The organism is Aeromonas sp. OTU364, assembly GCF_038440395.1.
In the GTDB taxonomy this organism is placed as follows: domain Bacteria; phylum Pseudomonadota; class Gammaproteobacteria; order Enterobacterales; family Aeromonadaceae; genus Aeromonas.
Genome location: NZ_JASATR010000001.1, coordinates 106515 through 132326, shown reverse-complemented (window position 1 = coordinate 132326; position 25812 = coordinate 106515). Strand labels below are relative to the sequence as shown.

The 25812-nt window shown below is 48.4% G+C and carries 16 protein-coding genes; 5 read left to right on the top strand and 11 right to left on the bottom strand.

Annotated features, from left to right (window positions below; genetic code table 11):
* Window positions 1-38: 38 nt before the first annotated feature.
* From AAHB08_RS00585 to queD, 4 genes are all read left to right on the top strand, one after another.
* Window positions 39-1004 carry a hypothetical protein gene (locus tag AAHB08_RS00585; protein WP_342057797.1) on the top strand — a complete coding sequence of 322 codons (966 nt, stop codon included), beginning with the start codon at window positions 39-41 and terminating at the stop codon, window positions 1002-1004.
* 41 nt (window positions 1005-1045) lie between these two features.
* On the top strand, window positions 1046-2275 hold the full coding sequence (dpdA, locus tag AAHB08_RS00580; RefSeq protein ID WP_342057796.1) for a tRNA-guanine transglycosylase DpdA: 1230 nt from the start codon (window positions 1046-1048) through the stop codon (window positions 2273-2275).
* 14 nt (window positions 2276-2289) lie between these two features.
* On the top strand, window positions 2290-3408 hold the full coding sequence (dbpB, locus tag AAHB08_RS00575; protein WP_274439458.1) for a DGQHR domain-containing protein DpdB: 1119 nt from the start codon (window positions 2290-2292) through the stop codon (window positions 3406-3408).
* Between the two features lie 439 nt (window positions 3409-3847).
* Entirely contained in the window at window positions 3848-4210 is a 363-nt protein-coding gene (gene queD / locus AAHB08_RS00570) for a 6-carboxytetrahydropterin synthase QueD (RefSeq protein ID WP_274439460.1), read from the top strand.
* Window positions 4211-4580: 370 nt separating this feature from the next.
* Here the strand turns inward: queD and dpdD are convergent, their stop codons facing one another.
* The 10 genes from dpdD to AAHB08_RS00520 form a co-directional block, all read right to left on the bottom strand.
* Entirely contained in the window at window positions 4581-6425 is a 1845-nt protein-coding gene (gene dpdD / locus AAHB08_RS00565) for a protein DpdD (RefSeq protein ID WP_342057795.1), read from the bottom strand.
* Window positions 6418-6948, bottom strand: a complete 531-nt coding sequence (gene dpdK, locus AAHB08_RS00560; RefSeq protein WP_274439462.1) for a phospholipase D-like domain-containing protein DpdK — start codon at window positions 6946-6948, stop codon at window positions 6418-6420. Before dpdK ends, dpdD begins: the two co-directional genes overlap by 8 nt.
* 12 nt (window positions 6949-6960) lie before the next feature.
* Window positions 6961-11400 carry a protein DpdJ gene (gene dpdJ / locus AAHB08_RS00555; RefSeq protein WP_342057794.1) on the bottom strand — a complete coding sequence of 1480 codons (4440 nt, stop codon included), beginning with the start codon at window positions 11398-11400 and terminating at the stop codon, window positions 6961-6963.
* Window positions 11401-11404: 4 nt separating this feature from the next.
* The gene (locus AAHB08_RS00550; protein ID WP_342057793.1) at window positions 11405-12235 is read right to left on the bottom strand and encodes a hypothetical protein; all 831 of its coding nucleotides are present in this window, start codon (window positions 12233-12235) and stop codon (window positions 11405-11407) included.
* Window positions 12232-15402, bottom strand: a complete 3171-nt coding sequence (gene dpdH, locus AAHB08_RS00545; protein WP_342057792.1) for a protein DpdH — start codon at window positions 15400-15402, stop codon at window positions 12232-12234. Before dpdH ends, AAHB08_RS00550 begins: the two co-directional genes overlap by 4 nt.
* Window positions 15399-16271, bottom strand: coding sequence for a protein DpdG (dpdG, locus tag AAHB08_RS00540; protein ID WP_196298542.1), 873 nt, complete (start codon window positions 16269-16271; stop codon window positions 15399-15401). The genes dpdH and dpdG overlap by 4 nt, the downstream gene beginning before the upstream one ends.
* On the bottom strand, window positions 16255-18735 hold the full coding sequence (dpdF, locus tag AAHB08_RS00535) for a protein DpdF (protein WP_342057791.1): 2481 nt from the start codon (window positions 18733-18735) through the stop codon (window positions 16255-16257). Before dpdF ends, dpdG begins: the two co-directional genes overlap by 17 nt.
* Complete coding sequence (gene dpdE, locus AAHB08_RS00530; RefSeq protein WP_342057790.1) at window positions 18735-21836, bottom strand: protein DpdE; 3102 nt, start codon at window positions 21834-21836, stop codon at window positions 18735-18737. The genes dpdF and dpdE overlap by 1 nt, the downstream gene beginning before the upstream one ends.
* Before the next feature lie 338 nt (window positions 21837-22174).
* The gene (locus AAHB08_RS00525) at window positions 22175-22666 is read right to left on the bottom strand and encodes a hypothetical protein (RefSeq protein ID WP_342057789.1); all 492 of its coding nucleotides are present in this window, start codon (window positions 22664-22666) and stop codon (window positions 22175-22177) included.
* 117 nt (window positions 22667-22783) lie between these two features.
* On the bottom strand, window positions 22784-23542 hold the full coding sequence (locus AAHB08_RS00520; protein ID WP_342057788.1) for an ADP-ribosylglycohydrolase family protein: 759 nt from the start codon (window positions 23540-23542) through the stop codon (window positions 22784-22786).
* Between the two features lie 102 nt (window positions 23543-23644).
* On the opposite strand from AAHB08_RS00520, the gene AAHB08_RS00515 reads away from it, so the two are divergent.
* Entirely contained in the window at window positions 23645-24541 is an 897-nt protein-coding gene (locus AAHB08_RS00515; protein ID WP_342057787.1) for a WYL domain-containing protein, read from the top strand.
* A 729-nt stretch (window positions 24542-25270) separates the two neighbouring features.
* Here the strand turns inward: AAHB08_RS00515 and AAHB08_RS00510 are convergent.
* The gene (locus AAHB08_RS00510; RefSeq protein WP_171269249.1) at window positions 25271-25702 is read right to left on the bottom strand and encodes a GNAT family N-acetyltransferase; all 432 of its coding nucleotides are present in this window, start codon (window positions 25700-25702) and stop codon (window positions 25271-25273) included.
* Between the last annotated feature and the right edge of the window lie 110 nt (window positions 25703-25812).

Genomic DNA, 25812 nt, shown 5'->3' with positions numbered 1-25812 from the left:
AGTAGCTTCTGCGCCACTAGCCTACAGAATTTATATATATGCAGCGCATCAACCTGATTACAACATGCTCCAATTCCAAGGGAAAAACCAATAGCACTCTAAGGCTTCATTGCATCAAGCATAAATATGATAATTTACATGAACTTGCGCTTTCATGGTCAAAGCGTATAACAGAATGCATGCAAAATAATGAGCCAATTGATGCCATCAATTTATATAAAGGTAGTCATTGGGCCAATGCCTTAAAGGCAAAAAATAATAAATATGTCGATTTGTGGGTTGTCTCTGCTGGTCTAGGCCTTCTCAACGCTAATGACAATGCAATCAACTATCAGGCCACATTTACACCTGACAGTGATGATTCCATCCCCGCGTATGGAATGACAAATAAAGAATCTTCTAGATTGTGGTGGTCTTATCTTTGTAATATTAAAAATAACTATTCAAGATGCAAATCAATTGCATCATTGATGGAAAGTAAAAACAATGAATTTTTCATCATTGCTGGATCAAATATATATATCAATGCAATTTTAGATGATCTTATTAAAGGTGCAAATTTTCTATCAAACCCACAAAAACAATTAGTTATTATTACTTCCTCAGCAGAGTTGCTTAATGAAAACAACATAATAACGGATTGTTTTCTTTCAAGCAGTAAATTAATGCTGCCTTGGCTTCAATGCAATGCTACATCATTAAATATCTCTTTAGCCAATAAGTTTATTGAATTATTAAAGGAGCATGAATTTGACTATTGCTCCACAAAACAATTGATCAATGAGATGCATAATGCGATTCCCGTCACCGCCAAAGCAGATAAAATAAAATGCACAGATGAGCATTTGCGTATTTATATACTAAATGAATTAAAATGTAACTCTAATATTAGCGCCACGAAATGTCTTGTTAAATTAAGAAATAGTGGGCGATGTGCGGAAGAGCGCAGGTTCAGGAAAGTTTTTTTGGATATAAAAAACAGTTACAAGCAAACTGTTGCATGATATAATTGCCAGCTGTCAACTGATAATTGTTGGAGGTCCAATTGCCACGACTTAAGTACTTCTTCCCTGATAGCCAAGACTTCATTGATCCTAGCTTTAATTTCTTTAAAGAAACCAGGAACGAACATCGAATTAGACAGCGTGATGACTTGTATCCACACGAAGTCTTCTCTCGGCCGTATGATGGCATGCTTGTCTCTAAGGCAGTTGTTGATGGGCTTGGTACTGGTGAGTCAAAATACTCAAGACCCCAGCGTTTACGATTCTTCAGAGAAGGAATGTCGCGGTTCTTTAGGCTACCAGAAAACATGGAGAGTATGGGGGATTGTGGTGCATTTACTTATGTGACTCAATATGAGCCTCCATATAGAGTTGAAGATGTAATTAATTTTTATGATGCATCTCAGTTTGACTATGGCGTATCACTAGACCACATTGTTTTTGGCTACGAAAAAGTAGGTCGTAGTTTTTCTGAAGCAGAACTTTTTGAATTCAATCGGCGAAAAGAGCTTACACTTTCCTTAGCGGATGAATTTTTAATTAAATCTAAAAATTCAAAATTCATTCCATTTGGTGTTGCTCATGGATGGGATAAGGTTTCTTATGCCGACTCAGTCAAGCAATTAATTTCAATGGGTTATGAATACATTACGATGGGAGGCATGGTTCCCCTAAAGACTGAGCAAATAATTGAAACTTTAGAAGAAGTCAGCCTGGTAAGAAAAAGTAATACAAAACTCCATTTATTGGGCATCGCAAGACCTCAAGAGTTAGCACGGTTTTCAAATTTAGGGGTTGTAAGCATCGACTCCACGACCCCGTTGCAACAGGCTTTCAAGGATAGAAAAAACAATTATCATACAATATCTGGCAAAAATTATGTCGCCATAAGAGTCCCCCAGTTGGATGGGAATGTATCTCTTGGAAGAAAAATAAAATCCGGAGCCATTAATCAAGATGTAGCTCGAGAGTTGGAGAAAGCGACCCTTAAAGCACTTTTTGAATATAGCGAAAAAAGAGTCACATTAAATTACACCTTAGACATATTGTTAGCATATGAACGCCTTCACTCTGGTGAAAAAAATGCAATATCAATAAAAGATGATTACGAAAAAACGCTGGCAGATAGACCCTGGGAAAGTTGCTCATGTGAAATCTGTCGCGAAATTGGGATTAATGTTGTGATATTTCGTGGGGCCGAGAGAAATAGACGCAGAGGCTTTCACAATATTCAAGTTTTTTACGAAAAACTAATATCTGTTTTGGACTAATTTAAGGCTTTAAAATGACCAAAAAGACTGCACTTCGAGTTCCTGCTCTGAAAATTAAGCAAGGTAACAACAGATACCTGTACAGTCTTGCTATTAATGGCAAATTAATTCCTGAAGTGGCAAGCATTTCACGGATTAGCCGTAATAACAATGAACTAAAAGGCTATCAACGACCAGAAGTTCAATCTCATATTAAAGAAATTCAACGATATATTGAAAGCAACAATCCATTAATTCCTAATCCAATCATTATCGCATTTAATGATAGTGTTAGATTTGAAGCAACGGATGATTCAGACTGCTTTGGGTATCTACATATCCCATTAAATATTGAAGGTTTAAAGCCAGGCTTTATTGTCGACGGGCAACAGAGAACTGCAGCTCTGAGAGAAGCGGATGTGGATGGTTTTGTTATGCCTGTATCCGCGTTTATAACAAAAACAGATGAAGAACAGCGTGAACAATTTATGCTAGTAAATTCGACAAAGCCGCTGCCAAAATCATTACTAAATGAATTATCCCCATATACAAATGGTCGACTTCCTTCAGAGTTACAAGCTAAAAAATTTGCATCCTATCTGACTTTGTGTATGAATTTTGAAGATGGTCCTTTAAATGGTCGGATAAAGACGGCAACTAATCCTAGCGGTACAATTGCAGACACATCCATCATTAAAATGATAGATGCCAGTTTAAAAGAGGGTGCATTGTATAGATTCCGTGATCATCAAAATGGTACTGGTAATCCCGAAATGATGCTGTCACTGTTAAATAATTTCTGGGCTGCTGTTAAAATTGTTTTTAATGAAGATTGGGATAAGAAACCACGACATTCCAGGTTATTACATGGTGTTGGCATCCTTTCACTTGGCAGCTTTATGGATCATATTGATGAACAGCATATGCTGTTCAAAACAATTGAAAAAGGATGGGAACCTATTCCAACAATTGATTTCTATATAGAGCAACTAGATTTTATTAAACATAGTTGTCACTGGAGTCATGGATTATGGGAATTCGGAATGGACTCTGATGGTATAGCAATTACCAGAAAATGGAATCAGTTGCAAAATGTACAAAAAGATATAGTACTTGTCAGTGACTATCTCATAAGTGCTTATGATAAGGCCTGATATGTCATGTTCGTGGCGGTTGATAAGCCGCCACGAACTTATTTTGACTTATATAAATACATGTTTTTACCAATTTTTTCTAACTTGCCAGCATCATAAAACTCTTCGCAGCAAGTTGTGACCCTTGAATGTAACTCTAAATAATCCCCTCTGTGATTCACCTTGACTAAATATGCATGAACCAGTGTGGCACAATCAAATGTTCCATGACTGGTCTCTATTATCTTGAACAAATCAGACTCTAAAGAATCCACCCATCCCTCCTTGAAAATCAAGCATTTAAAAAATAGTAGAACACTAATAATGTTAATTATCAAGCCAATTAGCTAAACATTGCAGAATGTAAATGTGAATTTTTTATAATCCATAAAGGATTGACTGTCAATTTTTATCAGCGTAACGTCCTACTTTCGATACCTGAAACTGAGCTCGCCGAAAAATGAATGCAACTATTTATAAAGAATTTTCATTTGAAAGTGCACATCGACTACCTTATGTACCTCAAGGGCATAAGTGTGGCAGACTGCATGGTCATTCTTTTATTGTGGGATTAGAAATTACAGGTGAGGTTGGTTGCCATTCAGGATGGGTGATGGATTTCGCTGATATAAAGGCCATTTTTAAACCAATACTAGAACAACTTGACCATCATTACCTTAATGAGATCCCAGGTTTAGAAAACCCAACCAGCGAGGTTTTGTCTGGCTGGATCTGGCATAAACTCAAACCTATCTTACCCTCTTTAAGTGCAGTCATTGTAAAAGAGACTTGCACAGCTAGATGTACATATAGGGGAGAGTAGTCCAGCCATTCCTAGACCTTTAATATTAATTAATGTGATCATTTTTAGGCGCTACTATTTATAGTGTCTATAAATGCATGCACCAGTGATGCAGACCCCTTCCCCAATGGATAAATTATTTTTTTCGTCGACTAGTAACTGCATAAAAAGCTTGGTGTTTTGCACTTGCAGAGGAAAAATGAAATAATCAGCTTTCTCTGCTAAGTGTACAAGACGGTTCGTACTCGTACGGTCATTATTTATTTCAACCTTCACTCCGTTAAAGAGTTCTTCCAACATAATTTTGGTTCGCCTCGCAACACCTTCTGTTAATGTGTATATTGCTACCAATTTACCTACCAAGCTTGACGTATTTTCTATGTTTTCAATACTAGATGTTTTGCATCTCACCAGGAAATACCTGTTCTGCGCCTTCCCCCATCACGTCTTTCGCAAGGTTTCGCATTAACATTCTGGTCTGGTAATCTAACCTCAACCAAAGGGTTCCTACGATTGTCTGAATATCCATCCACAATGCTTTGCGCATAGAAATTGAAAGACAGGGACCATCAAGAAAAATCTCCATCAACTCAGAAAGTGAAGGTAAATTTTTGAGTGAACTTGATCGCTCAATTATTAATTGTAGCGTAGCAATAAAATTTTCGTATTCTAATTGATTAAATGAACTCTGTAGAAAATAATTTGACGCTATCACTACAAGTTTAATATCAGACTGACTGACGCTTTGCTCCATAGCAAGGACATCAATCCATTTCAGCCATGTACTACTATTTAATACAATTTGATGCAACTCGAGCCATTCAACGAATGAAGGCATTATATTACGTAATACTGAGCATGCCCCTTCCGGTAGGTCAACTGACAGCACACGGATTAATGTCTTTTCATAAAAAGTTTGGGTTGGCCAATGTTCACTCTCAAGAGCGACCAATTGCACCAAACTGTTGATATCAGCATTTGGTTGGCAAAATTGAACAAACCACATATCCCAACCTACAATTTGTGGAGCAGAAAGTTGGTATATTCCATCAATCAGATTTTTCAACAATGGCACTCTATATGCTCGCTCGAGCAATGATGCGTCTAGTGAATTTAGCATCGCTTCATAGCGCGGAAGTTCCTCTTGCGTAGCAGTCAGAGAATACTTCAATTGTTCTGCGAGTATCTGTAATGAGTTCGGGGGTGCCACAGGTAAGAGAGTCGAATTCCTCTGCATTGCAGTAGAAAATCTCCCCCCCCATGAAAGCAATGCAGGGATGTAGTTGGTCTTGAGACTTTCAGGAACAGCGTCCAGTAGGCTAACCTCACCAACTAAAACTGTACCAATTGCCCAAGTTTTCCAGTAACGCAAGCATGACTCATCATTGAGGAGCAAGGGTACTTGCGTAAATAGTGGATAAAGGGAAAGACAGGGAGCGCGCAATTGTGTTGGTGTGTATTGGGTATAATTACTGCTATTCGCATTAAAATAGCATTGCTGATAAGCATTAAGCAGCATTTTGACTAGCGATGAAGTGATACGTCCGCGGATAAGATCAGGTAATTTTTCATGGTTGAGTAGGATATCCCATTTCCGCAGTTTACCGGCTTGCTGAAGTTCCAGCAGCACAATATTACGCTGGGAAAGACCTCCAGAGTCCCTGAGTTCCTGTAGGTAACCGTTACTTGCAATTTCATCCCTATCTTTATTAGCAAGAATAAAGTCACTGAGGATACGGCCAAACGGCCGTTTAATCGTTCTAACAAGCGACGGGCGCAAGCGAAAAAGATCTATAACCTCTTTCAGGGCATCAAATACACGTCTTTTGGCTGATTTATCTGTACGTTTTTCCGGTAATAACTCAATACGGATCATTCCAGCAGGGCAATGCTTTAGCATTACGGCCTCTGCTTCAGCTGTCGGCCCCTCGCTTGGAGCAAGCACAACTCGCTGGTCTGGTATGACATCAGCAGATCCAAACCTGGCTTTGAGCACATTACTTAGTTCCAGCATAGCGCGTTCATTCTCACTTGCAGCGAAGAAGACCCAATGCTGTTTATCACACCACGGGAGGATTATCGGCCACTGACCGTCCAGGGCACTCTCAAGTAGTGGAAGTAAAACAATCTTTAGATCATCAGGATAAGAATTTTCATTCTCGCCCAACAATTTATCTATGCAAAGAAGGTTTCCAGCGCCAAAGAACATCGTTAACCAGTGAGGAACGTTAATCATTGGTATCTCCAAAGGCATAATTCCCGCTGAATTCAATCAAAGCATCAGATATCGCTGCCTTATTTATCGTAAACAGTAAATGCTCGTCATTGAGGTTCGCGCCACTCCAGGTGTAGTTCATTGAACCTTTCAGGAAGAAATTTGCCGTCAGCATGCCTTTAGCATGCAAGTTTTCATGATATTTGTACTGCATATCGTGATCTGGTGAGAGTCGTGCCCGCATACGCTCTATGAATACTTTGCTTATGTTATCAGGACGAGTGACAATCCGCAGTGGGCAACCATTATTTACTGCGGTGGCTAGAACCTCCTGAAAACTGATCATCCTAGCCCCCCAAGAAGGGTCAAGAAAGTTCCATTGCCCCCCCCGATTATCAATGACATCGAAATCGCTCATCCATGGTGAAATCAACCAGATAATTTCTGGATACAAAATAAGCCCACAAAACTGCGCGCTCAGAACCTCACGTAGTTGCCGTTGTCCGAGAGGCCCATGGAGAAATATTTGTCGTTGTTCTTCCATTCCATATGCTCCTTACTGCAGGGCTTCCGCAAGTTCAATTCGCAAGACGATATTGCCGCTCTGATAGTCAATCGATCCAAGTCGTGGATAAAGATGCAGGCCGAAATACTCCACCGGGTTCGTCTGTAGCGTAGAGATAGTCTGTACAATTTGATGGCGGCCTTCTCGAGGGATCAGCAGTTCAGCGAATCCTTCGCGGGCTATCGTTGCGTGGATTTGCTGCAACCAATCGCTGTCGGTCACCTTAATTTGAGTCGCTGACTGCTGGAAAAGCGTGCTGAGCAGCAGCCTTTCCGTCAGTTTCGGTCCATTATCGAACGGATTGTAGTAGCTGAGTATTGACTGGCGAAGCGTATTACCCCGTTGCCAGAGCCTGCCCTGAATCTGGCAAAAACGGTTAAATATTTTGGTGACGTTTGCGCTAGGCAACTCCTGTGTGGCCTGCGTATGAGCGAAGATATTGAGGCTGATTTCATAGCCTGCTTTCGCCTCCAGTTCCCGCCATTTGCGAAGATGCTCGAGCAGTTGTTCGTCATGAGACGCCTGGCTTCCTGGTCGTAGGATTCGGGTGTGTAGCACGGACATAAAGCTATGGGAAAGGGCAAACCCTTGCTTTTTAAGTTGCGCACGCAATTGCCCGTTTGCCGCCCTGCGCGCCTGATGACTGCCAGCATTGCGCAAGTCACTCAGCGCCAGTCGTAGAACTTCGTTTGATGGAAGTTGTGAAAGCAACTCGAAGAGATCGTCATCAATCTGTTCATAGTCACTGGCCGCAAAACTGCGGATGAACAGATTCAGTACGGCGACCGGATCGTTATGGAATGCCTCTTCGAAGCGAGTGATGATCCCGCAACCACCAGGCTCAGATTCGGTCAGCCAGACCTCGAGTTGCTCTCCGTGGAGCACGGCATCGACGAGTAGTCCCCGCTCGTCCACGTCAGGAAGCAGCAGTTGGCTGGTGTGTTTGACTGCGCCGGATAAAGTATTGATCAGCAGTGTCTGCAACCACTGACAAAAATGGGGATTTTCGCTGAGTTCGTCGGTGAAAACTGCGCTATGCCTATCAAGCATCCCTATCAGTTTTGGCTCTTTAAACAAGCTTATCAGTTGCTGCTGCAACTCTTGGCGCTCTGCATTGTTGTCACATTCATCATTATTTTCAAAAATGTTCTCCGCCTGAAACAGCGAATCAGCAATGCTCGCCAGCGACTCTCTACCCTCATGTGTTTGCAGCGCCTGAAGTGCGTCTGATACTGTGTGGTGGTTGGCAATCTCTTTCGTCAACGCTGCCAGATAGCATTCAAAGACCCAGTCAGCGGTGAAACTGTCGTTTTCGAATTTTGCCTCACGACGAATACAGTGGTGAAAATATAGCGTCCTCAGTGAGCCTGATAACCGAGCATCTCTCATCGCCTCTTTATTCAACATTTCAGACAGTGTGAAGCACAGTTTCATGCCATCGACCCACTGGCGAGCGCCCACGCCCACATGCTGACCATTATCAACCCATCTGAAGTTCACCCATGCTCTTTGTTTTCTTTTACTGCGAAGCGAAGCGCTTGCTGTGGTGGTATAACGCGTTAACTCAAGCGGCGTCATATGCTGGTGGGTATAAAAAGTCACTGACTGCAACGCTGACGCCCATGGCCCGGAGGGAATCGCCATCGCTTCAGCCTGGGCGTCAGCGGCAAAGTGGGTGTGCCATTGCAACTGCGAGTTGCTTTTCTCGGTCAGATTTTGTTTGAAATCAAGAGCTCGGGTGTGAACCTGTAAAGGCCGAATCACCCTCAGCGGTGGTGCATCCGGCCGTCCAATCAGACACTCTGGTTGCCAGGTTTCGCCAAATGCTTCATTGATGTCGAAATCGACTTCCGATACCTCGTCCATCAATGGAACAAAATTTTTCGGCACCAGCCAGTCGGCTTCCAGATCGGAATAAGTGGCGTAGCGTTTGGAGATACGGCCCGGAGCAAACTCCTTCAATCCCTGAATGAACGGTAAGTATTCATGTTTTGTAAAACGACGCTCGAGCTGGATGCCCAACTCAGGTAAGTTCAGTTCACTGAAGAGGGCTGCCGGAATAAATGAAGGTAGCGGAGAGCGACCCGCTGTTCTGTCTGCACCGGGGATGCCCATCAGCGACCACTGGGTCGTCAATTGGCGTTTCAGAGTCGGTAGCAATTCCATCATAATGGAACGCGGCGGCGACCACATGACGCGCTGAAGTTGCGACTCGGTGATTTTGAGCGCGTAGAATAAGTACTGCTCCAACTCTTGTTGCCAAGTATTTTGTTCCAGCACGGCGGAAATCAGGTTGAGCATGCGTTCCAGTTGCCCGTGCTGCGCTGCGCTTTTGGGCGGATTGTTCAGCAGTGACCAGATATTACTTTTGGCGATCTTGATGCTCAGCCAGTCCAGCGTCGCCATTGCCGCCTGCATTTTCTGAATATGGATATTGCCAAGTGGCAGCGACTGGCTCTTTATTTCTGGCGCCACCAATTCTTCATAGCGCTGATACACCACGCGGTCACGACCGAATTCCGACAGTACCACGATCATCCAGGGGCGCATCGTTCTGGAACGACCGGCGCGGCCTTTGCGCTGAAGATAAGAGGCGACATTGCGCGGTGCTTTGTGCTGAATGACAACGCCGACGGAGGGATCGTTAAAACCGACTTCCAGCGAGGCTGTAGCGACGACCACTTCGGCTTTGGGATTCACCCCAGCATCCTGGCTTGAAGTTCTCGCCACAATGGCTCTATCGAGATTATCAAGAGGGTGCCCAATATCGATAGGCATTCGCCAGTTTTGACCAGCGAGAGTTAGCTCATCGGCAACCCCATTGCTTTCGTTACGCTGCGCTGCCAAAGGGGTTTCATTAGACACCAACTGATGCCCGCGTGTACGCCACCCCTCGGCGTCGCAAAGTTGATGATACAGGCGGTTATTGATATCCAGATCGTCGGTAAAGACAAATGTTTTGCGTCCCCAGGTACCCTGCGATCTGGCTTTACGGGTATCCATGATCCGACGTGCCAGCATGCTGGTCTGGATAGTGGTAGAAAGCAGCGCCGTTTGCGAAACAGGATCGCCACGCAGTGCCAGCAGGTACTCAGCCCCTTCATCCACCATCTCTTGGAAAGCGGGCTCAATCAGCATGACATGTTTTTTGCTGGCACCCACAAGATCTGCGAAGAAACGTTCTGCATCACTAAGGGTTGCAGATAGGCCGACAAAGTGCGGGCGACAGCGCGCCAGTTGCATCCAGCGTCGCAACAGATAGGCAGTTTGTGCTCCGCTATTGCCAGAGTAAGTATGAACCTCATCGAGCAGCACCACTGGCGGCGCAATCACATTTATGCCTACGCCAAACAGGTGGTTGGCTTTGTTGTTGCCGAGGTGCTGGTTAAGCATTTCAGTGGTGGTGAACAAAATATCTGGCGGACTGCTCATCAGAGAGACTCTAGTGAGAGCCACCTCATCTTCACCCACGCTGTGTGTACAGTGCGTACAGCGCAGTATCTCTTTGCCATGGCGGATATCCTCGGCTTTCCAGCGCATTTCGCCTTGGCATTTGGGCGTGTTACAGCGCAGAAAGCCGAAAGGAAGATCCTGATCTTTTTTATCGGTAGCCACTTTTTGAGCACTGTAAGGCGTATCGCCAAAGTAAGCTCCAATGCGGATTTTACGCCCGGAAAGTTTAACCGCCTGATTGTCCACTTCACGGCATTTTCCCCAAGTCTCCATAAACTGATCTTTGAGCAGTTCATTACGGGGATACAGAGCCAGCGTGCGGACTCGCGTCGAGCGATCGCGCTGCAGGTCATTGATGAGTGAAGTCAGCGCTGGCAGATAAAATGCCAGCGTTTTACCGCTGCCTGTGCCTGCACAAACGATGGTGGCCGTAGGTTCTTTGATGTGCGTATGGCCGCTGTGATAATCCCACGCGCGCAGGATGCGAGCAGTCGCCCGGGACTGAAAACCTGCGATGGAGAAATCACCTATCAGCGCCCGTACGGCCTGACGCTTGATGTCGTTCATCCACTCAACGTCGGACCACTGGTTCAGCACCTCTTCAGCCGGATGTATCCTTGCGGGATAGCTGCGCGGGCGGCGGATAAAGCGATAGTCGGCCACCAGCGTCCGGGTGCGACTCAGTTGCTGGCCGCGAAACCACTGGCGCTGATGGCGAAACAGATGGACGGATTCCGCCATACGCGTGCGATAAAGCCTCGTTCCCTGAGTATTGGGGATGTTAAACAACATCGCGGCGTCTTGTAGATCCTGCATCAGCACTTTGCCATTCTCATCGGGAAAATGGTGGGCGAACAGGGACAGAATATCTGCATCCGTAAAGGCGCCTTCCGTGTCTCCCCAGACCAGTAGTTCGGCTTCTCGCCCTTCGAGTACGTCCAGCGCCGCATGTAGACGGGTTAAATCCTCTGCAGTCATGCCACTATTTCCTTGTGATAACAAAGTCTTCCAACATATCTTCATCATGCAGCCAATTCAGCACTTCCGGCGTCAGCGCGCTGAGAGTTGGTTTGCCGTGCAGCGGGCCGTTAATACGGTCAAAGAAAAGTTTCACCGCCTCTGGCCAGTCATCGGTATTCATTGTTTCACGTAGAGAATGCAGTTGATCTGACATGGCAGTGATTTGCAGAATGCGTTCACCGCTTTCGGGTAAGGATTGAATCAGCAGGTCGTACTTGCTGCGTAAGGCTGAATACTCATCGGCAATGGCTTTGTATTTGTCGACCTTTTGCTGAGCATCGAGGGTTTTGCTATCAACATGAATCTGTTGATGCATCACCTGTAACCACTCTTCCCACGCGCTGCTCAACTGAGCACTAAGCGCACGATACAGACTCAGTGACAGGCTCACGCAGTGAGTCAAGGAGTCATTCTGAATGATGTCATACGCTGTGGGCTCCAGTACTGACACTTCTTCACCCAAGGGTTCATCAGGATTTTGTGCATCGATGACGATAGCGGACTGGGTCTGATTACTCAGCCAACGACCCCACTGGGGCAGCAGGTTATTGACGCTGTTTGCCGCGTTTTTGAGTTCATTACGTTGTTCATGACTCCAATTGACCCTCAGTTCCTGCGGCAAGCATTGTAGCGCCGGATACTGGGATTTCAGGCGAGCATAATGCGTAGCTATCGTGTCAGTTTTCGATAGTACCACGGCACATTTCTCAATAATCAGCGTGGCCTTTCTCGCCTGAACGCTCAGATCCAGTTGCTGTTGCATCTCTGCAAGCTGTTGGCGTAACGTACTCATTCATTGACTCCACAGGCGCTGATATCAGCCGCCAGATTTTTCAGTCGCTCTTCAACCTGCTTACGGGCATTCTCCAGTTTTGGCACGTCGCCCTTACTGTTTATCTGCTGCAGCGTAAAACTGATTTTCGATTGAATACTCTGCCATTGTGCAAGAAGGTTGCCGATACGGCTGACGTAATCACCATCCAAATGGGAGATGTCATGCCACAACATGTAGGTATTTTTCTGTCTGACAAGGGAATTGAGCGTTAGCAGGGTGTTCAGACTGGCTTCGGCATCCACTTTCAAGGCTTCAATTTCACCTAACAGCCAGGTTGAGTTTCTGTTCTGGTCGGTTTCCGCTGGATAATATTGGGTACGAACCGCTTCGATAAATGCTTGCCAGTCATCGAGCAGGGCAATGAATTCATCCTGATTTTTCACATTTTCAAAGAGTTGTGCATTTTCGATCGTCGATGCAATTTCTTTGCGGGCCGTCTCGGCTGCGCGCTGCACTTCCGCGCCAAGCGGCTCTTTCTGGATCTCTTTCAATGCGAGGGTGACATCATCTGCTTCCAGGGCGCGGGTGGAAGGTAAACCGAATTTCAACTCCGTTACTGCAACCTGAGAGAGCCACGCGTCACGTGCTTCGTCCCAGCCCTGAAGGGCCATTTGCCGCGCCTCAGCCACTTTCATACTGGTGTGCGGTTTCTGATGGGCTTTGAGCCCGTAGAAACAGAGATCTGAAGGGTTGGTGTCTGCGGTACGTCCACGGTTTTTCCCCTCGGTTCTGCCGACCCCTTTCAGGGTGAGGCAAAGCGCATCAACTAACTCCGCCGGATTTTCTTTTCCCGTTAATAAGCCCAGCAGCAGCGCTTTTTGGTAATGATTGCGCAGCGCAGGCTTCAGTTTCCGCGCACGCGCATGGTTAACCGCAATCTCTGTGGCCTGCGGCACCCACCAACTGACAAAGTTTTCATAGTGGGCGTAGTCTTCTATCGCCTCAGGGTAACTCAACCCCTCCTCGAGGCCGGTGTAATGCTGAATCCGTAGTACTGCAAGGGACACGTTGAAAATTTCGATCCTGCGCAACGGATCGTCTAGGTCTTTACGATCGTAGAACTTCACAATGGCGTTCGAAGGATCTGACGCAGACAGCGGAAGACTGATCAACGGGATGCGCTCGAGCAGCGACGGTCTGTCAACCATGCCGAAAAACTCCGCCTGAGCATAGAGTTCATAACAATTGTTAAGCCCGGCGCGAAGATTGCGGGCAACGTCCTGAGGTAAAACGACTTTGTCGTTGACCCAGGCTTTGAGGTGTCTGACAAAAGGCAGCCCTGGGTTTTGCACGGGAGAAGGTGGAGGAGATACTGGAGATACAGGCGTTACAGAATCTTGAGTTGTGGTCCTATTGGCCCCATTACCTCCGGCAGAGGATTCAGGAATCTTGTCGTTCAGGCACTCAGCTAATTCATTCAAACCGAAGGCTTTGGCGACGCCCGATGGCAATTGCTTGCTGACTTCATCCCAGGAGTAGCAGCCATAGCCCCATAGTGCCGCTAGCGACGCCGCACTGGAAATTCGAACTGTGGTTAACTGGCTGATTTTGTTTTGAACTTCAGCGTCAGCAGTTATCCCGGCAAGGTTTGGCGGCGGGAATAACCCACGCTCTGCTTCAACACGACAATCACGCAGAATATCCAACAAGATACGGTTAATCACCATTCGCGGGTTAAAAGTGAGTTGGCCGCTGCTGTCACGACAGTTTTTATTTACCAGCGCCCGGATAGCATTGCGGTTAAACGGGAACAGTGGAACGCTTTGTTTAGGTGTAATGCCAAAATCGGCCAGCCATTCCGGCGTTTCTTCATCCAGCCATACCGGCGGCCAGTCGGCTAAACCCTGTGCCCTTGACTGTTTCAGGGCCGCTACGCCATGGCGCGCCGCATTAAGGTAACGACCGCACAGTGAGACAATCCGCTCTTCGTTGTTTTCTCTGTCAGTGCTTTCAATGATCCATTCATAGCCCGCGCGCGTCATCAGTGTTTCCTGACGGCGTTTATAGCCCGGATAGTTATCGGTGACTGCGATGACGGAATGCACTGGGCAGAGTGTTTTCACTCCATCGCGCATACCTTCTTCGATCAGGCTGTCGATCAACACGTCTTCAATCGCAGAAATAGCTGCCATGTCTTCCACCAGGATCACCAGGCGGCGATCTTGTCTCAGCAACTCTCGGCGGATCTGCTGAAACAACTCCTGGAAATTTCCGCCATTGAGGTTAAATAACTTTGAAAACAGTGATTTAAGTGTGGAATGCATTGCTTCATTCAGAACACCTACTGCCTGAACGCGGGCTCTCTCATTCCCCTCTTCATCAATACGCGAATGGCGAATGTATTCACGGGCGGGTGATGACAGATCGTCGATGTTTTTCTGGAAGAAGAGATCGCCTGGTACCAGTTCGTAGTTATCGTGATCCTCATCGCCGTCCTTAAGCCCATCGCTCATACGGCTGGCACGTTTGTAGATGCAATGCTCAGGTTGAAGTATGTCCTCTTTGAATTTCGGATCGGTAATGAGTTTGCTAATGCCATTGCTAACTTCTTCGATAATCGCATCGAGACGGTTGCCGATCTCTGTTGGAATCTCCTTCCCTTGTGATTCGTATTCTCTGCCAAGTACCATCGCCTCGTTGTACATGCTTTCCAACTGATGTGACATCATCGTCAGCATCAGATCGGCGAGATCTTTAGCGGAGTGCTTCTCAGCCACGTCGTCAACGTTTTTACGCACCTCATCAAAAAAGCCGCCGTGCAGGTTTTTCAGGATCAGCATCAGAACCTGACGCAGGCTGGCGTTTTTCGGAATACGAACAATTTCCCATTGTTCAAACTCGCCTTTTGCTTGAAGGTGGCTTTTGAGACGACAGTCCAGCCAGCGCACCAGGTGTGATTTCCCCATTCCAGAACGGCCAATCAGCGGGATTGCGCGTTCGGTGGTGAGCAGTTGCGTAAACAGGTCTTCATCGCGGAGGATAGCTTGATTGTTATTGACGTCGCGACGGGTAAGAACCATCGGCTCATGCACCGCCAGCAGCACATCATCCTGTAGCTCTTCGGCTTCGTTACGGATGCAGTGCACGATGTTCTCTAAGGACGGCCAGTAATTCATGATGCTCATTGTGCGCTCTCCCTTAGGCTGACCTGGCTGACTGGGCGGATTTCACCACCGGGTAGTTGCAGCGATAAGGATGCAGCATCATCACTTCCGGTGATCAGTTGAATCTGCTGGCTGACTTCAAGTCGACGTAGCGCCAGTGACGTGCTGGTGCTGAGATTTTTGCCCTCCGGTGCGGACCATCCCTGTTCTGCCATCATCTCTTGAACTTTCACTCTGAATTCACCGCCGTCCATCATCGGCATGACTTCGGCCATATTAGCCATAAAGGTTTTGATGGGCAGAACTTTCTGCTCTCCAAAAATCTGCGGCAAAAAGCACTGAATCGCCCTGGTTGGATCGGTGTAATAGTTTTGGTCCGGGGCCAACTCTAGAAAGCCGAGATAGCGCCCATACTCCCTGACCAGCTTTTCGGTATTGGTGTTAATGGTTTCGGTCGGAAGCCATATCTGCAGTTTTTCTGTGATGATATTCGGTGCCAGCGGCTCCTTGCCGCCTAACGAATGCTGCTGAAGATTCATCAGACAGGCCAGCACCCGCCACAAGGGTTCGCACTCCTTGCCTTCGGCGATGCCTTTTTCTTTGCAGGCGGCAATGGTGCATTGCAGCACGCGTTGATAGAGGGGGCGAGACTCCTCCGGTTGCGGCATGAGCATTCCCTCTTCCATCGGCCAAAGTCTCTGGCGGCACCAGAAAGCTAGGTTCTCTCTGATTTTCCCCCAGGCGTTATCGTTAGCGGGCAGGCTATTGGGACGATAGCGAGTCACAACTGCCTCCTGGGAAAGCGGTGCAGAGGCGTTTTGTACTATGCGATCAAACAGGGGGATCAGCACCAGGCTGCTTCCAGGGTTGGCGTTATTGATGATTGACATGCTGTAGTTGCCTGATAAAAGTGTCGAGGGGGTGCGCGTTTCCTGCGCTGTCCCACCATGTTCTGTAAGGATGCTGCGGGTCCACCAGGTTCTGTGGGGCGATGATAATGCGCTCATAGCGTGATGCTGGTAATACCGGTAGCGCCGTAGCGGTGTTAGCCACAATTACAATTTCTGCACCGTCTGTAGTGGGCGCGGACAGCTTTTGCACGCTCCAGAAGCGCGAAACGGAAGCCAGAGCGCGTTCCAGATGGTGAAAATCGGCTTTTTCTGCCCGGATAGTCTCGTATTCGCCGGAACCGATCAGTTGACGAAGCGGCACGCGAAGTTCAGACAGCAGAGCCCTAATATCCAGCTCTTCTCTGTAATACACTTTCTTTTCAGCGCCAACGAAGCGTGCTCGTTTCTTCGGCGTCGCTCGTAAAATTTCCACATCGGCCCCGACGGTGGGGGAGAATGAGCCTTTACCCTGTTCCCGGCAGCCCGGGCATCCGCCGCAGGTCAGCTCTGGCGCATGGTGTTGATAAATATAGAATTCTCTTAATATCTGGCACAAAGATGGGCGAGGATCGAGGATCCATGTTTTCAGCAGGGTAAATGCAGCACGGCGCTTAGTCAGTTCTTCCCGGCGAGCCTTATCAACAAAGGTGTTCCAGTACTCTTCAGAGTGGTGAGAATCGTTACAGTGGCGGATGTGCACCTTGCTGTAGAAGTTGGCAAACCAGTCGCGAATTGCCTGATCGTTTTCTTCTTCACCTTTCCGGAGGCTTTCCGGCATTTCAGGTGCTGCAAACACCAGTTCGATCAGCCCTGTGCGCTGCATCAGCAACAGCGTTCTGCGATTCCAGGCCTGGTTTCGATCGCCCTGATAGTCGATATGATCAGGTTTGGTATCCAGCGAGATACAGTAACTGGCGATGTCGCTGGGTTGGTGTTGCTCAAACATCGCCTTCCAACGCTGGTAGCCTTTTTCGACACTGATCAGTTTTTCGACTGAGAGGCTTTCTGCTGTCTCCATTTGTGCGCTGTGCCAGACCAGATGCGCCTGACAGGCTTTGCCATCGCGCCCGGCACGCCCGCACTCCTGATAATAGCGATCAATATTTTCCGGAATGGCAGCATGAATGACCGTGCGGACGTTGCTCTTGTTCATGCCTACACCAAATGCCGAGGTGGCAATCATGATGTCCAGTTGATCGCTTGCCCATTGTGAAATCAGTTTTTTGCGAACTAGGGTTTCCGTGTCGCCATGGAACAGACCAACACGCTGATAATGCTGTTGCTGAAGTCGGTGATGCCAGTTTTCCGCTTCTTCCTGAGTGGTGCAATAGAGAATGAGCGGACGTGGGAGCGTCATCAGCAACCGCTCAACGCGCTGCTGGTGTGCAGTTGGATTGGGTTCGGCATGAACGAAATATTCGGGTTCGGGACGCAGGAAGTTCGCCGTAATCTCAATGAGCTCGCTGTCATCTACGCGGAACTGCTCAACGATCACATCACGGGTGTTCTGGCTCCAGGTGGCAGAGAGCAGTAGGGTGCGAAAACGGCATCCGGATTGTGCTTTCAATGAGCGAATAAGTGGCGCGATCAGCTGAAAATCAGGGCGGAATTCAGCGCCCCATTGGTCGATAAGATGCGCTTCGTCGATAACGACTGCACCAATCAGGTTATTTTTCGCTAACTCAAACAGCACCGGAACCAACGACGATTTTGCTGCCTCAGGTGAGCAAAACAGAACCCGCTGTGAGCCGTTTTTCAACCGTTCCTTCAGCGTCTGGCGCGTTGTCTGATCCTGGCCGCCTACCCATGCGTAGCTCCCGCCGTGATCCTGCTCGGCCTGACGTAGCATATCTCGCATAAAATCCGCCTGTTCAATTGCGAGAGCGACCGTTGGGACAATCACCAGCGTTAACGAACCGAACGGTGCACTGATAGCCTGGATTTGCGTGATAAGACTCTTGCCGCAACTGGTGGGAAGATTAACCACCAGGGTGCTGTTGATGTCTGAGGTGAGCAGCGTGCGGATCGCCGCCTGCTGTCCGAAGCCACGATAGTGCGTATGGGGCGTGTCGACCAGCAGGTTCTTGAGGGCAGGATCCATTTCCGGCTGCAATAAATTACGTCGAGTTCTGAGCTGGTAGGTAGCTTTGGTACTCGTCAAGTCAGCTTCAACAGAGAGTGACAGCGTCTGCCCCACGGCGGTTTTTTCCAGCCCCCAGCGCGAATCTGGCTGCTCCGTCAATGAAGGGGGAGAGGGAAGCCAAGGGTTGTCGATGCCGCTTGCCTGTGCCGTGCGGAGAGCATCGGCATAACCAGCAAAAATATCACTTGTCTTTGCTGAGGCGTCGGTAACGATATTCATTAACCGCAACAAAAAGGGATTCTCAATGCCATCCTTGAAAGTGACATCGTCAGTAAAACATGTTGCTAATGCCTGCTGCAGGCGCGACCATTGTTCTTCCATCAAGCAACTCCGGCTAAAATATTTCTGCTACAAACGATAACGCTTTTCATCGCCATTAATTGCAGGAAGCTTTCGCTGCCAGTTTGTTCCCGAAGTTTTTCCAACGATTTCCCGTATACCCGTTCTACCATTTCCTTCCAGTTATCCGGGGAGACCAATTCCTCAATTTCTTGCCACAAGCTAGGCCGTAGATTGAGGTCGACATAATTTTTTTGAGGCGATTCGTTGTTACTGTATTCTTTGTTAAGCAACTCAATAATCTGTGAATTGGTAACTACGGTTCCATCAATCGTCAACCACTCCTGCAAAATGTAGGGCGGATGATTCTCATCACCTTTTCGGATTTGTGCGTAATCGCTGAGTGGATTGCAATGGGTGACCAACCAACTCAGTTGGAAGAAATAGCGAGGCTCATTCAGTGAAGCGGGAACAACGCGCAGGATGGCCATTGAACTGCCTCGCGCGTCCTGATTCAATAGACTCCATATGGAATCAACAAAAGGTTGGCCGTAACGCAACGGATAAACTGTTGTTCCGTTGATCGCAGGGATGCGCCCCGCGCTCATCAGATACGTTGATGGCGGGTTACCTCCATCCTTATCGAAACTGAGCATGCAGGTTGTCAGGAAAGTTTTAAAGTCCACCAAGGTGCCCGAGTTACGCTCGCCGAGTTCAAAACGGAACCGCATCCCCTCTTCAGCATTCCCCACATGGCGAAAACGCAATCCTTGAGTAATCCAAGGTGTCAGCGCCTTACACTGCTCTACGGCGAGAAGGTCTTCATTACTTAGACGCTGAGCAAAGAGTGCAGCTTGTGCAACCTCCTCATCCATGGCTAGCAGCTTTTCCTGCATGTTGATTTTATTGGCTTCTCTGGTCAGCACGCCGTGCTCACCGGGCAGTTCGGCAGCAAGGTTCTCCAGAACCTGCGGCCCTTCCTGATACAGTCGGCCCCAAGCGCCCCCAATATACTCATCCAGCACGAATTGTAGGCTGGCAATGGTGTTGTTAAAGACGCCGATGCTCTGCACCAGAATCTCAGCCCAGCGATTACGTAATCCATGAGTCGCATTGTTTTTCAGGATCAGGCTTTGAATGGGCTTGATGCCCCGTAGGTTGGCGCTATAGCGATTCAGCCGGCCAAGACGTTGCTCGATGCGACTGCAGGAACGCGGTAAGCCATAGTGAACGGCCAGGCGACGCCCGCCGTGAAGATTCAGACCATCCTCGCCGCTTTTATCGCACAAAAGAACCCGCACAGGGTTTTGCTGTTGGGTAAATTGCAATGGCTGGCCAGGCTGGTAGCACTCAATCGGGTGATCCAGCATGATGCTCAGCTTGACCAAAAGGTGCTGCGCAAGTTCCGGGCGGTCGCAGAACACAATTGCTTTGCCCTCCGGGAACTTCTGCAACCAGTCATTGAGGGCTGTAACTAGCGTGTTGTCGATGACCCGCAGTTCGTTTTTGGCCGTCGCAACGATGTGCTCCAGTAAAGCCTGTTCATCGGGAGTCGGTGAACTAGAGGTGAGCAAGGCTTTGGCATGCTGCATTACGCAAAGGGGGCTGGAAAAAAGATCGTCAATCCAGGTGATATAGTTCGCTTCTTTCAGCAACCAGTGTTTATTCTGCGGCAGTGAAGCAAGGGCACGATATTCTTCCAGTAGTTCATCCAGCGTCAACCCTTCAGTGTGCCAATGGCACTCGATCACACCGTTCAGGCCGGGAAAGAGAAGGTCCAGGTTGAGGTTTTTACTTTCGTCCTGACTCAGGGAAACCTGACGACGGTTTCTTAGTAAGCGATGGTGGATACGGTAGCGTTCGCCTAGATGCAATCGAATAGACCGAATGCCTGCCTCACGTTCAGGCGAGGGCGGAGTAAAGCGGCCAATTAGGGGAAACAGGTTTTGACACAGAACTGATAAATCGCAGTCATCTGGAAATAGCGCAAGCAGTTCATCAAGATTGCGACGAAGGCTGATGTTGGAAACGGAGGGAACCAAGGCTGAGAACACTCCTCCAAGACTTTCGCGGTTTTTCACCAGTTCGGTAAACGCCAGCAAATGTGTTTCGTCAACCTGGTATGCATCCGGATTGATACAGTGAAGCATCGACAAGAAATTTCGTTCATGGCCGTGTAAAGGTGTACCAGTTAGTAGCAACACGTAGGTGGAAAACTTACACGCATCTGAAATCAAATGAAAATTACTAACTTCATCGGTATCGTCAGACCAAGGCCATGAAGCAATTTGGTGAACTTCATCAATTGTTACTAATGAGGGCTTAAATCCTTTATCTAAAAGGAAGCAAGCCTCATCGTAACTACAAATAACAATTCCCTCAGCACATTTATTTTTAATAATTGATTCAAACGCTGCGGTAACAGAGGTAATTATTTGTTTTAACTGGAAGCGTTCACCTAGTTCCTTGGTCCACTGTTCAACCAGTGATGAAGGTACTGCAACGAGCATACTCGCGTGTCCTTCTTTCTCTAAAGCATGTTCACGAATAATCATTCCAGCTTCAATTGTTTTCCCCAAGCCAACTTCATCAGCAAGGATGTATTTGGGTATATCATCTTGTAAGACACGTTTTACGACGGCTAATTGATGAGGCTCAAGTTCTACAGCACTACTTGAAAGTGATGCAATACCTAGGCATGCGGCACGCTGCTGAATATATGAGTCAATGAAATCTTGCCTGCGGGGAAAGAAAAATGGCGCATCGTTAGCCTGATAGGCTAGGAAATGTGCAGGGTTTAACGGCTCAATGGGATTTTTATTCAAAACATGAATATGATTGATTGGAATAGTCGCATGCTCATCATCCCGGAAAATGACTAAGAAATCCCCATTAGGTCGCGCCCCACCAAAACGAGCTCTTGTCCACCGAGTATTTTGGGGATGTTGACAGTAAATGACTGTTTCCTCATGCAGGGCCGTAATCACCAGCGTATCAACGTTAATTTCAATCTGACGTGCATATGGATTTGCTGGTGATTCAAAGAAAGCAACTGTTGCAGAGTATTTATCAAAGTCAGTACTGACAACCTTGCCAACACCGTAAAAACTTTCAGAGCGAACTAATGAACCAATCGTAAGCATATGTATCAACCACATTTATCTATGACTTGCCGCTGCTGTAAAATTTTTGCGGCGGGAGAGCATTATGTTGCGTGCATTGTTTTTTGTACAACTAATCTCCACCACGCATATTTATCACCTGCGTTGTATAAAGGCCTGATTGTGATTTATACGCGGGATACTTATTCCAATACATAATTCGCCTAAATTGTTCTAGATGGCAGTTGTATTCTTTCTTCTTGATAAACATGAAAAATATATGATATACGCTATGAAATTTTAATACGGGCCAGTTTACACTGTCACTCCCACTGGTTCTATGCCTTGAGTCACATCATTACTAATGTTCTAGGCTGGAGTCACTTGGCCTGTAGTACGGTAGGCGGAGTGCTATTGCCATCACAACACAGCCTACCCAGCGAGTCTGTGTGACAGACAGATCCATCAGAAGCGCGCCGGTTCCCGAGGCTATCCTTACGCCAGGTGACCGTATCGCCGGTACCGGGATTGCTGACGCGCACATTGCCCAGACTGTCTTTGCGGTAGGTGGTGCCTTCGCTGCTGCGAACATTGCCGAGGGAGTCTTTGCGCCAGGTGGTGCCGCTCTGTGAGTCCCTGACGTTACCGAGGCTGTCTTTGCGCAGGGTGCCGCTCCTGCCATCGTCACATTGGTAGCGGGTATTGCCGAGGCTGTCTTTGCGGTAGGTGCAGTCGGTGGCCTGCACTGTTTGAAACAATAACCCAAGCATCAAAAAAGCCACTAAGGTACAGGATGGGGAACGGGCGGCCTTGATGCGATAACGCTTAGGACCTTCGCTATCACAGCTAGTATTTTGAGTGCTATAGGTCATATCTCCCCCCTGACCGTTGGCAGTTAGACTGCCGATTTCTTTAGGCTGACTATACCCATCCCGCCTGACCATCTCGATACTGTGGTTTTTCACATGTCGTGTTTTCAGGCAGATGAATTAAATAGAAGATGAGGGGTTCGCAGAAATGATTGCCGTATCTGCATGATAGAAGGCCCCGTACAGCATACCGTAGACCAAGCGCACCCGGCTATCTGACCCCAGCAACACACCTAACAGAGCCTCCCCACCTTTCAGATCATCCAGATCATCGCTGTGCCAAAAACACCAGAGCGCGGCTTCTACCACATCGAGCCAATTGGCGTGACCGAGTTGATTGCGCGCCTTGCGCCGCCAACTGCCTCGCATCACGGCGCCCGTATTGAGGGACTCAGGCGCCAGGGCGCGGATCTCCATTGCCGTCATAGTGAGACCACCCAGCTTGGCCTGCTGGCTACCATGGTTTCCCCGCAGCAGTTTGTCGAGCAGCAGCGCCAGCCATCGCATGGCATCTTGGCATTCGAGGCTGGCATCCTCCTCCAGTAGGGCGGCAGCACCGGACATCAGTTGCTCTCTCCCCTGGTAGACAGGCAGGTCTGTGCGATCCAGCCGGTTTTGCTCGATATGCATAGCCAACCGTGCCAACCTGTACACTTCAGACTCTGCTCTGACATGCGCCATCTTGGGCAAACAGGTTACCGGCATAGCACCTTCCCTAACGACCACAGCGATTAGCTCGTGAGCTTGCTCGGCAGATGCCAGGCAAAAAAGTCCTTTGACCAGGGGTCTCTCCTGAAGGTTTGCCTCAGCGACCAAGGCCAGTTGCTGCATCTGGCACAATACGGAATGGTCATCGTCAGTATCCTGATAGCGGCTCATAAGCAGGCTCCTTTGGCACGGACTTCAGATGCGAGCAGTATATGTAGCTTGTATACTCATGCCGATACTGGGTACATACACATGTCGCATTTTGGAGCACACATGACACTCAAGGATCTCACCTGGGATCAGACCCTGCGCTTTCGCCTGCTGGAAATCGTGTTGCAGTGGGAGGGACGGCTGACCACCAATCACCTCTGCACCGCCTTCAACATCGGCCGCCAGCAGGCATCGAGGGACATCAACCTCTACCTCAACGACTATTCGCCAGAGGGGCTGGTGTATGACAAAAGTTTGAAAGGATATAAGCCTACCGCCCAGTTCGTGCCCCGCTTTAGCGAGGGCACGGTGGATGAGTACCTGATGTTGCTGCACCGGGAGAAACAGCATCAGCGCCAACACGAGGCCGGGGTATTGACCCTCCCGCTGATGGATCTGCGTTACGGCCATATCGAGATCCTGGATGTGCCTAACCGCCATATCGACCCCGTCATCGTGCGGGGTTTGGTGCAAGCAGCCCGCCATCAACTTCGGGTAGATGTGGACTATGTGTCGCTGAGTTCGGCTGAGCAGAGCGGGCGCAATATTGTGCCGCACACCTTGGTCTATGACGGCATCCGCTGGCATGTGCGGGCCTATTGCGAGAAAAAAAGGGACTATCTGGACTTTGTGATGAGCCGTTTCCGGGGGACTCCCGAACTACTCAATGGGTCGGAACATGGCCGCAAACAAGATCGGGAATGGAATACTCAGGTCACTGCAGTAGTTGTGCCCAACCCCGAGCTCAGCACCACTCAGCAAGCCATCATCGCCAGCGATTACGCCATGGTGGAAGGCAAGCTGTTAATCACCCAGCGTATACCTCTGTTGCATTATGCCCTGGAGCGATTACAGGTGAGCTATGACGGCGAACATCGTGATCAGCCCCTGCAACACCCCCTGGTGCTGGCCAACCGGACCGAGTTGATTGAGCAAGGATGCCGTTTCAAGCTTAAGTGAACCGATGTGCTGTCATGAACTGGCTGAAATAATGAGACATCACCGGTTTGGTTATCGGCTCCACCGGCCTCAAGATGTTTGGTGAAGGTGAGTAGAAAGTCCGGGAACATGGGCCGGACAGCGATGTTTCGCTTCAAGCACTTGATGACAGGGAAAATCAGTCTGTGCCCCTACAACGGTCAGAGCCATCGACCCCGAAGTATTCCACCAGTACTGTTTTTGTCGTCGGGATGTAGTTGATGTGCATGGGCTGCACTGAAGACCAGGGGATTACCGTTCGACCTAATCAGTGCTTGCCAGAAGACTAATTTTGGACGGGAAATTTTTTTCCAAACGAGGAACTGATACAACAGAGACCATCGCCTCTAGTAAGGGTTGGTTACCTTTAGAAGGTAGGGGTTGAAAAAACCTCCACCGCCAGCTAGTCACTACGGGCCATTCCAGCCCAAATAAGCACTTTTCTGCAGCAGTTCTGATGTTAGGCATACATTTAGGCATATACAAATTTTCTGAATTGGTAATTTCACTTTTAAATCAATTAAATAACCTCTAGATTCAACATCTCCCAGCCCAAACGTTTGGAAAAGGCCACTTCGCAGGAAGTGGCCTTTTTTTATGGATTGCGGTCATGTCTGAGCCGGCGCTGGCGGCCTGTCCGGGGGCTGTGGAGGGTGAAATGGCCCTGATGCCGCCCTCTGCCACGGCAAAGGGCGGGTCTCGCGAGGGAGACTAGTCGCCGGATGTCAGGACCAGTCTGCGCCAGGGGCCCGTGATGTCACAGTGCCCCGTTTCATCGGTATTTTCCCAACCCAGCCGGTGATAGAACGCCAGCGCCGTGGTGTTGCGGGTGGCCACCTTGAGGGATGCCGGGGGCTTGTGTCCGGCCAGCCCGGCGGCCAGCAAGGCCCGCCCCATTCCCTGCCCATGCCAGTCGGCCACCACATAGAGGTGATGCACGAAACTGTCTTGACCCCAGATGGAGACAAATCCGCAGGGGGTACCGCCCTTCTCCGCCACCCAGATCTGCTCACCCCGGGTCTGCTCGGCAAAATCCTCCAGCCTAAACAGAGAGGGCTCGACCCAATGAAAGGCCTGCCGCCTCCCCTTGAGGAACAGTTGCGCCAGCATGGGTTCATCTGCATCTCGCATCATTCTGATCATGAAGACATCCTTGATTTGCCTGCTCACTGCCTCCCACTCTCGATGGATCCCGCCGCGCTGTCAAATCGACAATATGGACCCTCTTGAATACGTGATGCTGTGACGCAGGG